Source organism: Haloarcula sp. HT12, from assembly GCF_055271655.1.
Genome location: NZ_JBUXKW010000011.1, coordinates 1 through 12843, shown reverse-complemented (window position 1 = coordinate 12843; position 12843 = coordinate 1). Strand labels below are relative to the sequence as shown.

8 protein-coding genes and 1 CRISPR repeat array are annotated in these 12843 nt (G+C 53.3%); all 8 genes read left to right on the top strand.

Annotated elements, in window-relative coordinates:
* Positions 1–2630: 2630 nt before the first annotated feature.
* The 8 genes from cas6 to cas2 all read left to right on the top strand — a co-directional run bounded on the left by cas6 (position 2631) and on the right by cas2 (position 12172).
* On the top strand, positions 2631–3452 hold the full coding sequence (cas6, locus tag ACY9XZ_RS21840; protein ID WP_463459028.1) for a CRISPR-associated endoribonuclease Cas6: 822 nt from the start codon (positions 2631–2633) through the stop codon (positions 3450–3452).
* On the top strand, positions 3449–5581 hold the full coding sequence (gene cas8b, locus ACY9XZ_RS21835; RefSeq protein WP_463459027.1) for a type I-B CRISPR-associated protein Cas8b/Csh1: 2133 nt from the start codon (positions 3449–3451) through the stop codon (positions 5579–5581). Before cas6 ends, cas8b begins: the two co-directional genes overlap by 4 nt.
* Before the next feature lie 10 nt (positions 5582–5591).
* Positions 5592–6617 carry a type I-B CRISPR-associated protein Cas7/Csh2 gene (cas7b, locus tag ACY9XZ_RS21830; protein ID WP_463459026.1) on the top strand — a complete coding sequence of 342 codons (1026 nt, stop codon included), beginning with the start codon at positions 5592–5594 and terminating at the stop codon, positions 6615–6617.
* Positions 6618–6634: 17 nt separating this feature from the next.
* Positions 6635–7432 carry a type I-B CRISPR-associated protein Cas5b gene (cas5b, locus tag ACY9XZ_RS21825; RefSeq protein ID WP_463459025.1) on the top strand — a complete coding sequence of 266 codons (798 nt, stop codon included), beginning with the start codon at positions 6635–6637 and terminating at the stop codon, positions 7430–7432.
* A gap of 40 nt (positions 7433–7472) precedes the next feature.
* Complete coding sequence (locus tag ACY9XZ_RS21820) at positions 7473–10280, top strand: CRISPR-associated endonuclease Cas3'' (RefSeq protein ID WP_463459024.1); 2808 nt, start codon at positions 7473–7475, stop codon at positions 10278–10280.
* 84 nt (positions 10281–10364) lie between these two features.
* Positions 10365–10916, top strand: a complete 552-nt coding sequence (gene cas4 / locus ACY9XZ_RS21815) for a CRISPR-associated protein Cas4 (protein WP_463459023.1) — start codon at positions 10365–10367, stop codon at positions 10914–10916.
* Between the two features lies 1 nt (position 10917).
* Entirely contained in the window at positions 10918–11910 is a 993-nt protein-coding gene (cas1b, locus tag ACY9XZ_RS21810; RefSeq protein ID WP_463459022.1) for a type I-B CRISPR-associated endonuclease Cas1b, read from the top strand.
* Between the two features lies 1 nt (position 11911).
* Positions 11912–12172, top strand: coding sequence for a CRISPR-associated endonuclease Cas2 (gene cas2 / locus ACY9XZ_RS21805; RefSeq protein WP_463459021.1), 261 nt, complete (start codon positions 11912–11914; stop codon positions 12170–12172).
* A gap of 136 nt (positions 12173–12308) precedes the next feature.
* Positions 12309–12797: a CRISPR direct-repeat array (repeat unit 30 nt; unit sequence GTTTCAGACGAACCCCTGTGGGATTGAAGC).
* Between the last annotated feature and the right edge of the window lie 46 nt (positions 12798–12843).

The window sequence follows — 12843 nt, the reverse complement described above, 5'->3', positions numbered from 1 at the left end:
GGGTTCGTCTGAAACTTATCGACGAGCGTGTTCGTGGCGTTGTTTCGCTCCCTTCAATCCCACATGGGTTCTGCTGAAACTCGGCCGGGCCGCTCTCGACGCAAATCAGGGATACCTGCTTCAATCTCAAATAGGTTCTTCTGAAACACCGTCACGCTCCCGTTGACATACGGGACATCGACGCTTCAATCTCACATGGGTTCGTCTGAAATACCGACAGCATAGCCGGAATCGTCCGAAGGTTCGCGCTTCAATCCCACATGGGTTCTGTTGAAACAGCGCCCTTCCCCCGAATCCGGTACACAGCGAACCCGCTTCAATCTCACATGGGCTCTGCTGAAACACCGAACGTCGCAGCGCGGTTCTCTAACTTCTCTGCGCTTCAATCTCACATGGGTTCTGCTGAAACCTTCGGCTCTATCTCCCCAGCGGCCTTGATAATCTCGCTTCAATCTCACATGGGTTCTGCTGAAACCCTGCTGTTCCGTCAGGCTATCGACAACAATCCGGCGGCTTCAATCCCACATGGGTTCTGCTGAAACGCTGTCGATGCCGACTACGACGACGGCCTACAGGAGCTTCAATCCCACATGGGTTCTGCTGAAACACGGATCTCTGCTCGCGTCTCACTGTTGGGATCGACGCTTCAATCTCACATGGGTTCGTCTGAAATACTGCTCGGTACTCCGGCCATGTCAGTTCTGGCTTCAATCCCACATGGGTTCGTCTGAAACGACGGGCGCGTGGCCTACTCTGGCGTCCAGCTTCCACTTCAATCCCACATGGATTCGTCTGAAACCGAGTCCAGAGAAATACCTGGACGACGTCGATGCACCGCTTCAATCCCACATGGGTTCGTCTGAAACGTGGGCCACTGTCCAGGCGCTATAACATCGCGTCCCAGCTTCAATCCCACATAGGTTCGTCTGAAATCGAGAGATCGCCTCATTGGATCGAACCGCCCTCGACGCTTCAATCCCACATGTAATCGTCTGGAACTTCGGTGTGACCCACGGGCTATCCCCGTATATGTTGCTTCAATTCCACAGGGGTTCGCCTGAAACCCAGTTTACCCGGAGTAATCACGATCATCACCGAGACTTCAATCCCACAAGGGTTCGTCTGAAACGGCCCCGACGACCCCGCGAGTGGTGAAGGCATCCTGCTTCAATCTCACATGGGTTCTGCTGAAACGCCACTCGTCTTTCCACGTCATTGTAGCACCATTGTTGCTTCAATCCCACATGGGTTCTGCTGAAACAACCTGTCCGGTTTCGTTACTGACGTTTACAGTGCGCTTCAATCTCACATGGGTTCTGCTGAAACTCGTCGGCCGTGCATCCACGGGTGCTCGTTGCGGTCGCTTCAATCTCACATGGGTTCTGCTGAAACTGTGGGCGTGCGTCGAGCCCAGCGAGAGCGAGACGCTTCAATCCCACATGGGTTCTGCTGAAACCGCTCTCAACACTCCGTGGGCACTTATCCGGAATCTGCTTCAATCCCACAGGGGTTCGTCTGAAACCAGGTTCGAGCCATCAGCAGCCCGCTCGCGGAACGTCCTTCAATCCCACAGGGGTTCGTCTGAAACTGACACCTATCCATGCCCTATCTATCATATCTCAGCGCTTCAATCCCACAGGGGTTCGTCTGAAACCCTGATCGAGAACATGCCCAAGAGCGAGCTCGAAGAGCTTCAATCCCACAGGGGTTCGTCTGAAACCGTGGCAGATTCGCGGATGGTGTTGGTATCCAGCTCGCTTCAATCCCAGATGGGTTCGTCTGAAACTTATCGACGAGCGTGTTCGTGGCGTTGTTTCGCTCCCTTCAATCCCACATGGGTTCTGCTGAAACTCGGCCGGGCCGCTCTTGAAGCCAATCAGGGATACCTGCTTCAATCCCACAGGGGTTCGTCTGAAACACGGATCTCTGCTCGCGTCTCACTGTTGGGATCGACGCTTCAATCTCACATGGGTTCTGCTGAAACCGGTAGCCAGTCTTGCCGTCCTTGACACGGAGCTTGCTTCAATCTCACATGGGTTCTGCTGAAACGCAGCGTCAGGTTGTCCAGCGTCATCGCGCCGAAGCTTCAATCTCACATGGGTTCTGCTGAAACGCGAGCCAATTCTCGTCGCGGACCTCTTCGCGAAGGCTTCAATCTCACATGGGTTCTGCTGAAACTCGAGTGCAAAGCCCCACTGGATGCCGATGATGGTGCTTCAATCTCACATGGGTTCTGCTGAAACCTGCTCACTCGGTCGACCGTGATGCTGCCAGGAACGCTTCAATCTCACATGGGTTCTGCTGAAACGCCGCCGACCTGCTCGACGTGCTCGCGGATTTCCTCGCTTCAATCTCACATGGGTTCTGCTGAAACCCGCCCCAATTAGGCGGTCTGAGTAGCTATTGAGCGTAGTTTCACAAAGAATTTCCCATCGACTGCCAATTCTTGTATCACCCCCGGGGGGTTGATGATAGTGCTGTCAATCCCTGTAGGGAACAGTGATTATGCGGTGGTTGCGACCATCTTATCAAGGACCGTATACCATACATGCAGGGAAAGTTACAAGCGGGGTGGGGGTAATGATGGGTACATGCCAGAAGCTGGTAACAAGATGGGGGTGATGTGACCCGTGCGCATTGAGCTGGCACTTGACTCAATTGCAGATGCCGAATACGATTCATCGTATCATCACAAGCTCCGTGGACGAATTTGGCGCGGGCTTGAAAACAAACAGAAGTACGCCGAAATCCACGATACCAACCATGGCGTTGGCTTCGCCTTCTCGAACGTGTTCCCGTGGGGGCACATCAACGAGGGTGACCGCCGATATGTCCGAATCGCGTCCCCCCGAAGAGAAGTTCTCGATGACCTCATCGCACACTTTGGAAAGGACCGAGCGTTTGACATCGGACAGATGCGATTCGAGATTGCAGACATCTCGGGTCATGCGCCACAGGTCGGTGAACCAGGCTCGACTGGGCGTATTGACACCGGCACAGGTGTCTTCTGTGCCTTCGACCGCGAACTAGCGGACGAACACGGTATTGATACGTCCAAGATGGAGTCCGGCGATACAGAGACGAAGATTTTCTGGCGACCGGAACATGGGATGGGTGCGCTCCAAGACACCATCCGCCGATCTCTCCAACAAACACACGATCGCTACGGTGACGAGTACTACGATGGCCCGATGGAAGTTGATGAGCCACTCTTCGAGAGCTTTGAGCCGATTAAAGACGACGTAACCTACTCGATACATTTCCAGCCAGCGACAGAGGTTAACCGGAAGGTCATCCTCTCAAAATGGCGACTAGGGTATCGAGTCAGAGACGAAACGCACCGCTACCATTTGAATCTCGCACTGGATGCGGGTATCGGGCAACGTCGAGAGCACGGCTTCGGATTCTTAAACCTTAGAGAGCAGACCCCACCGCGAGCTGATGCAGGATGAGTACGGAATTGACCAGTAACGACTTCCAGAAAGCGTTGGATGAGTACTGGCATGATCGGCCACCAGCTAGCCTCGAGGACATAATGGCGCTGTACGGGATTCTTGCTGTCGCCGAGAGTGGGGGTGGCCTCTTCACGACACCCAGCAAACTATCGCCGTTTATCGACGACGGACGACTGGTTACGATTTCTATCGATTTGACCGAGGACTCGCCCTCGGTCCAAGATATCGATCAACGCGTGCTCCGGGAGGAAGACATTCCAAAAATAGGCTACTCACACAAATCCTCAGGTAGGGGCGCGAAATATAGCCTCACACAAATTGGGTCGAAAAATGGGAATGATGCTGAAGGTGTTTCATCGACGATTCTTCGGCGTATCCGCTCGTGGACAGGCCAGGACCCAGTCCAGAGTCTAACGGAGGATGACGGCCATCCTGATGGCTGGCTCATTGATGAGTTAGCGACCGTGTTCGAGAAGGACTCCGAGACACTGGAACAACTCAAATCAGACATCCAATCGCTGCTGCCAGCCGATGAGTCGATTCCGACCGCGATGACAGTTCGACTACGACTCGACGGTGAACTTATTGAGTCGGTGGATGCCGATGAAATCGAGTGGTTCTGGCCCGGAGAAATCGGTCTGTTGGAGGAGGCGATGAAACGGTACGCGAGCGCGAATGCAGCCGATAAGAACATCGCCAACGGCTCCTCAGAGGGGCAGGCACTCGGTCTAGTTCAGGACGAGGTCAACCGTGTCGTCGGCACTCCCGATAGCCCGCTAGGCGTGTTCTCTGTCAAACATCCCGATGCGCAGCCGGGGCTCCGCCGAGGCCAATCTTGGCGGAATTATCCCGTCAGCGCCGAGACGGCCCAGCTGTTTGCAAAGAGCCAGGACCTCATCGAACGCTGTGTCTACCGACGGGGTGGGATGGAAACCTATGCACTCCCGTATTTTGCTGGGGAGATGACGGGGCTGAAAGCTGAAGCCCTCTTTCTGGCTATCGAGTCTATCCAAGACGAGAGCGAACATCTTGATTCGGGTGACCCACCGATGGCACAGGTGACCTACAGGCTGCGGGAGCACGACAATGAACAGATCCGTGAGCTTGCGGAACGGGAGTTGCGGTTCTATACCGTGACGATGCCGATCGGTGATGACAAGCATATCATCAGCGAGTCACCCAGCGCTAGGACGTACTGGATTAATGAACTCGCAGATGGGCTCGTTGATACTGTCAACGGGCCAACGCTGAATCCAGTCCAGGGTGGATTTGAACGATACGATGGATGGCCGTTGCTCGAACTCTCATCTGACCGCAAGAGTGGGCGGACGCATGCGTTCTACCTGATTACCGGGCACGAATTTACCGACGCGGTCTTCGGCTACCGCGGCGACGAGGAGGGTGATGACTTCCGACGAGTCGTCGATCATCGGCTGATATCTGGCCAATCGCTCTCGGTGGAGATGCTCTTTGAGGAGTACCTCCGCCGCTACAGCGATGCGTCGGAAGGAGGGGAGATACCACCCCATCAAATTGTCTCCCAACAGCTTGTCCATCTTGAAACACTCTCGCGAGCAGGCTTGTTAGAAGGAATCGACAGACCAATCGAACCGACTGATACGACAATGACCAACGACATCGATACAACCGATATCGCGACGATCAGAAAGCAACGACTTGAGCGGTTTCTTGACAGGCCGCTATTTAACGACTCAGCAAACAGTGCAACGGCGCTCGCAGGGGTCCTTATCGGCCAAATCAGTTGGCATCAAGAATCCGAGCGCAACATTGGGCGGCCTTTGGACACCGGAACACGAGGTGATGAACTATCAAAAAACAGCCTCGAGAACGCCATCACATCCGCCCTAGAGAAGGCAAAAATCTACGCACAGGACTCAGATCGCTCATTCGAACGTGACCTGCTCTTTCCGGAAACCGTTGATAAACTCCTTGAAAAAACCGAGGCAATGCCCACGTCATGGGACATTGATAAACGGGAGATGCAGTTCTGTTACGTCCTCGGGCATGCACACGGCCGCCGGTCAATGCCGGTCGCATTCGATCTCCTAGACGACGCCGAGACGGCTGCGGACGCATCGTCTGCCGAAGAACACTCCGCGAACTAATCAAAAACCAATGACGACACTCAACCGCTCCGAACTACTCTTCGTGTACGACGCACAGGACTGCAACCCGAATGGCAACCCAATAGGAGACAACCGTCCTCGTCGCGATCCAGATACGGGCCGGGGAATCATCACTGATGTTCGACTCAAGCGATACCTCAGAGACCAACTACAGGATGACGGATTCGACATCTACGTAAAGAAGATTGCGGGTGAGTCTCGAACTCGGACGACCCTCATCAAAGATATTCTCGGGGATGTGACCGATGCTGATGATCTCGAAGACATCGAGGATATCGGTGAAGCGTTCCTTGGGGCAGCGACGGACGTGCGGTACTTCGGTGCCACGCTGAGCTTCGAAGCAAGTGATGATGAAGAAGACGAGGCCTTCCGAGAGGCACTCAACAGTGCGTTCCCGAACCATTACCAAGGGCCGGTTCAATTCCTTCCGTCGAAATCCCTGAACGAAGTTGAAGAAAACGAAGGGTACGATTCACTCACAAGCGTCATCTCGACCGGGGAAGGGAACCGGCAGGGTGGTTTCGATCTCGATGACAAGCGCATCAAGTACGGCATATTCCCCTTCTACGGACTGGTAGATAACCACGGTGCGGAAACCACTAACTTGACCCCTGAAGACGTGAAGCGACTGGACACGCTGTGTTGGCGTGCACTCAAGAACCAGACGACTTCCCGTTCAAAACTCGGGCAAGAACCCCGGCTCTACCTCCGGGTCGAGTACACTGAAGACGACTTCCATATCGGTGGTCTGCAAAACCTGATTACTCTTGACGACGCCAGTAATGAGGCCCTCCGGTCGATTTCGGACGTGGTGCTGGATGTGTCCGATCTCCTATCCACGCTCGATAAGAACCGAGACCGTATCGAAACCATCCACCTCATCGGCGATGACCGAGTAACTCTAGACACTGGTGACGAACCTATCGCCGGGAATCAGCTTGCAACAGAACTCACCAACAGGGGCCTTGATGTCCACGAAATTGATGTCGTCGATGAGCGCGATCTGGCACGGTAAGAGACACGAATTCAACAATGTCTCCACAGATTGATGCTGACGGCATTCCCGACCGCTGCCTGTCGTTCACGGTGAGCTCTACTTGGGGCCATTTCAAACGTGTCGGGCGAACGGTAACCAAGCAAACATACCGAATCCCACCACGAACGACAGTCGCTGGAATGTTGGCTGCTATCGTGGGTGCCGAACGGAACTCCTATTACGAGACCTTCGGGGATGACAACGCCGCGATTGCAATTACGCCTGAATCAGATCTCCGTACAGTCAACATCCCGACGACAGGGCTCGGGACGGATCCAGACCAAGACGTGACAAAAACAGCCAAGAAGCGTCGAAATTATTCCTTGACATACCAGGAGACAACTGGCGACCGCCAGCTACACGCCTATGAAGTGCTAGCAGATCCCAGCTATCGGATCGATATTGCACTTGAGGACGAAGAGTTCTATCAAGACCTTCGTGGGCATTTGACAGCTGGGACGTGTATCTATCCCCCTAGTCTGGGAAAATCGGAATATCTCGCAACCATTGACGATGTCCAAGCTGGACTGGAACCCAAACCAGACTCAACTAGCGGACCATACGATATTGATTCAGTAGTTCCCATAGAGTTGGGTGAGGCGATTCCACAGGGCGGCGTCGCCTACGAATCCGAGCGCTCACCTGCAGTGATGGAACGACATCGAGGAGGCCGTCGCACAACTCGCTTCGATGATTACGTCTTCACGCAGCGTGCGGATAGCACCGTCAGAACCGATGTTGAAACAGATGTAACACCGGTTTCAATAGAGGATCGGACGGTTGTCTTCCGATAGTAATCGACTCTACAAACAGCGATTCCCGTTCAAATAGGCCATGGACTTACCACTAATTTCCCATCCAGACGTCGATGACAAGGACGCATACCGTCCCTCGCAGCTCACCGATGATGGAGCGCTCCGGCTCGATGCCCACAACCGGAGTGTTGGAGAGCGCGCGGTTCGCCTGTTTGGTCCAGACGACGATCGCTCACAGTACCTCCAGATAGCAGCTTGTCTCCATGACTTCGGGAAGGTAACCCCGCAGTTCCAGGCCTATGTTCGACCAGGAGAGAAATACGATGGCGCTGACGACGAGAAGGCCCACGCCCGGCTTGGTGCGCTCGCAACCTGGTATGCCCTCGAGAAAGCAGACGCGCCACCCCGCGACCGACTGGCCGCAACACTGGCCGTTGCTCGGCACCACCAGGCGCTACCGAATGCGGCCCAATACACCGGCGAAACATTAGCCCGCGCAGTCGAGGCATCCGCTGAAGTACTCCAAGCTCAAATCGATCGAACCGACGAAATGTGGCCTGCTGTTGCGGACGAACTGCTCAATCTCACTGGTTCCGACGGGTGTTCATGGTCCGCTTTCGCCGAATGGGTGCGATCAGGAGATGCTGCTTCGGAGCTCCAAGACTGCAGTGTGCGTGAGACGCTCACAGGTGTAGAGCCGACACCCTCTACTCTCCCGGGTAAATTATACGATCGGGCCATCCACTACTGGGCTGCCCTCACATTGGCGGATAAGTCCCATGCGATGGGACTCTCCGGCCAGCGCATCTTTGAGTTCGAGACACTCGATTTAGAAACACTAGAGCAGTACATCGAGACACTCCGCCAGCAGGAGCCATCATCGACACACGAAGCTCAATTAAACGACGAGCGAGAGCGTGCCCGACGCCAAGCGCTGGCAGGAACCCATGAATGGCTCACACAATCACACACCGATATAGCCACACTGACACTCCCAACAGGGCTGGGAAAGACGTTTACCGGACTCTCTGCAGCCTTTGAGGCTCGCGATATTCTGGATAGTATCGATACAGAGTCTCCAGATAACCCCCGACCAGTGGTCTATGCACTCCCTTATACAAGCATTATCGAACAGACTCGGGCACTGTTTGAGGACCCGGAACTGTGGGGGGCCGACCCGAAAAAATCCGCTTTGACCGTCCATCACTACCTCAGCGAGACGGTTGTCCACGGAGACGAGTACGACGCAGCCGATGTCGACGAGAGTGATGCAGACGAGACGGCCCAGTTTCTCGGTGAAACTTGGCGTGATGGAACCATCCTCACGACCTTCGTCCAACTGTTCGAGAGTTTGACGGGCCCATCCAACAGACAGGGGCTCAAACTCCCAGCGCTCGATTCGGCTCTGATTATCTTAGACGAACCGCAGGCACTACCGAAGGATTGGTGGGACGGGATCGAGCGACTGTTACAGTTGTTGACGGACGAATACGGTGCAAAGATTATCGCCATGACTGCAACCCAACCGAGCCTATTCCGTGAGATGGAGACCTCGTCGTTGCTTGAACTGGGGGCCGCTCATGACCGGGTTGGCTGCAGTCACTGTAGGCGTCAGCCAGCATACGACACCGAACTGCCACCGACAAGCCGGGAGAACTACTTCAACGAGGCCGACCGTGTCCGGTATACCATTGACGAATCAGCACTCTCTCATCGACTCGAAATCGATGAGGAGTTTGTCGAGTACGATGCAGCAGCGTCTCGAATCCACGAGACGGCTGCACAGGCAGACTCCGTCTTAGCCATCTGTAACACCATCGAGAGTTCACGGCAACTCACACTGGCGGTCAGTCAACACTCAGATGCGACTCATCTCGGCCCTGTGCTCGAAAGTAGCCTGACAGCATCCGGTTCACACATCGCCAATAGTGAAATACGCCCGGATGAGATTGTTGATGACGTACTGCGGACGGTTGGACTAGAAGGACAGGCCTCCGGAGACTCAACCCCCGGTAATCCTGTAAATACGTCAGCACAGGAGTTGTTCGTACTGACACTCAATTCCAGATATCGGCCCTTCGATCGGCAAGTAATCATTCAACTCGCTGAACGACTCTCAACTGGGCCTATTCCATTCATTCTCGTCTCCACACAGGCTATTGAGGCGGGAGTCGACATCAGCTTCGAGGCTGTCTATCGAGATATCGCACCTTTAGACAGTATCGTCCAAGCTGCTGGGCGGTGCAACCGTGCGTATGAGTGGGGCAAGAACGGCGGACAAGTCACTATTTGGACCCTAGCGCCCACCGGGACCGACGCTTCGAACCCCCCTGCCTACTGGGTCTACGAACGAGGGGCGACCGATGCCGGGATACCAGACCACCTCCGCCTCATCTCCGATGTTTTGGCTGAAGTACCAGGCCAAAATGACATAGCTGATATTGACATCTCGAAACACGCAGTAGATCGGTACTTTGAGCGACTGGCTCAACGATCGCTTGATGACGGCTCTTTACGAGAACATATTGAGCATGCAGAGGGGTACTGGCTCGGTCAGCAATCACTCATCGGGGGCTACGAGACCGTCGACGTGCTGGTCGCAGTCAGTAAGACTGAATCACAGATGCTTGACCAAACGACCAAGCTGTTCACTGATGGTAACCCAAGAGCCTACAATCGGCTAGAAGACCTCTCTCACCTCCGGGTCTCTGTTCCGGCGAAAGTTGTTGACGAGAGCCCAAAGCTGACTCGAATCGATGGGCGGGCCAGAGAGAGCGACGGGGTCAACGTATTCCGATTTGAGGGAACTGGTGGATTGGCTTATGATCTGGCGGATGGTGGATTACGGGCAACTGAGGGTGATGTCCAAGATAGATTCACTATTTAAGTAGGTTCCTAGAAGAATTTTATCAGACTAGACGAATGTATGCAACGGGTACTGATCAGGTAACTGAACGAGGCTAAAAGTCAAATGACCGAAATGGACGCAGTTGATCAATATATCCAAGACGAACGAGAACCCGCCCGAGAACCCGATCTAAGAATTACTGGTCTAATGGTCCAGTACTACCATGTGTGTAAGCGGGAACTTTGGTTCATGTCCCGTGGTATCGATATCAATCGAGAGACAACTAACATCCAGCGGGGAACTCATGTTGATGAAACAAGCTATCAGGACTCAAGACAGTCGTTTATGATAGACAACCGGATCCAATTGGATGTTATTGAATCTGGAGATATTATGGAAGTCAAGGTTTCTTCGACTTTAGAAGAACCCGCAAGAATGCAGCTTCTGTTCTACCTGTGGTTCCTCAATAACATATATGGAATCGACAAGGACGGTGTGTTGGCTTATCCGACGGAGAGAAAGCGAGGACCAGTCAAACTTGATATCGAAAATACCGAAGCGATTGAGAACACGATACAGGGAATTCTAGATGTTGTAAATAAAGACTCTCCACCTAAATTGGAAAAGAAGCCATACTGCGACTCCTGCCTATACCAAGACATCTGTTGGATGTAACATGCCTAAACCAAACCACCACATCTTCGCCGACGGTGAATTGTCACGTAGCGAGAGTACTCTTCGTATAGATACCCTGGAGGGAGATACTGAGTATCTGCCGGTTGAATCAGTTGATTCCCTATACTTGCATGGGCAGATTGATTTTAACACCCGCGCACTCGGTCTCTTGAATGAACACAGCGTTCCTCTCCACGTCTTTGGATGGAAAGACTACTACAAAGGGTCGTATCTGCCCAAGCGCGATCAGGTCTCTGGAAACACAGTTGTTGAGCAGGTCCGAGCCTATGACGATTCCAGACGGCTTAATATCGGTCAGCAGATGATTCAGGCGAGCATTCATAACATGCGTCGTAACCTTGTCTACTACGACGGGCGGAGGGGTGATTTTTCGGATGCGATAGAGAACCTAGAACACCTTAAGCAAGAGACCGCCGAAACAGATGATATAAATCAGCTGCGAGCTGTTGAAGGGAACGCGCGAAGCGCATACTACGACTGTTTTGATGAAATTTTACGTGATCCGTTTGAACTCTCGAAGCGAGAGTATAACCCTCCATCAAATGAGGCGAATGCAATCGTATCCTTCCTTAATGGGATGGTGTATACAACTAGCGTATCAGCAATCCGTAAGACTGCACTTGACCCAACGGTCGGGTTTGTGCACGAACCTGGCGAACGACGATTTACTCTCTCGCTTGATATTGCTGATATTTTTAAACCCATACTGGCCGATAGACTCATTTTCCGGCTCGTGAACAGGCAACAACTCTCGTTATCGGATTTCGAGAGTGAACTTGAGGGTTGCTTGCTAACCGAATCAGGGCGTATGACTGTTTTGGAGGAATTTGAAGAGACGTTAGACGAAACTATTGAGCATCCTCGTTTAGAACGAAAAGTCAGCTTCAAGACGCTAGTTCAAACTGATGTCTATAGTTTGAAAAAGCATATTCTCACCGGCGAACCGTACCACCCAACGGAGCGGTGGTGGTAAGATGCAGGTCATCGTCGTCTATGATGTGCCTGCTGATCGAACCCACATCTATCGGAAGCTACTTCGAAGGCAACTTGAGCATCTCCAAAACTCCGTATTTTATGGCGAGTTGACTAAAGGTCAGGTGACCGCACTGAAACAAGATATCGAAAAGAAACTAGATACTGACGATGAAGTGGTGGTTTTTGAATCAACGAATCCAGCATCATTCGAATTCACGACGTATGGTGACGCCGACGATCCAGGTAGCCGCTTCACCTGAGGCCAATCCCGGACTCTGTTAGACAAGAATCCTGTTTCAATGGACCCCCCGGGGGCTCATGTGGAATTGGGGGTCGATGGAAAATACCATGTTGAACCACGTCGTAGAGTTAGCTTAGCCCCCCATAATTGGGCGGGTTTCAGACGAACCCCTGTGGGATTGAAGCACGACGTGGAACATGCCCGGCTTGATTAGTTCCTCGGTTTCAGACGAACCCCTGTGGGATTGAAGCGCCGTCGCTTCCTCCGCCTCGACGGTGAGAACAAACGTTTCAGACGAACCCCTGTGGGATTGAAGCATCGCCTATGCCCGCGAAACAATCGAACCAGAACTAGTTTCAGACGAACCCCTGTGGGATTGAAGCGCCGACAATATCCGGCGTCATACATCCGGCACGCGGTTTCAGACGAACCCCTGTGGGATTGAAGCATCTTCACGCTGCCACGTCTCGAAGAGTTGGACAAGGTTTCAGACGAACCCCTGTGGGATTGAAGCTGTCGTACTGGGGTCGTACTGCCCAGTCTGGTCGTGTTTCAGACGAACCCCTGTGGGATTGAAGCAGAAGATGCGAGACGCCTGTTACTCTCGATTCGGAGTTTCAGACGAACCCCTGTGGGATTGAAGCAGAGCAGCAAGAATCCCGAAACACGCGACTGCGAAGTTTCAGACGA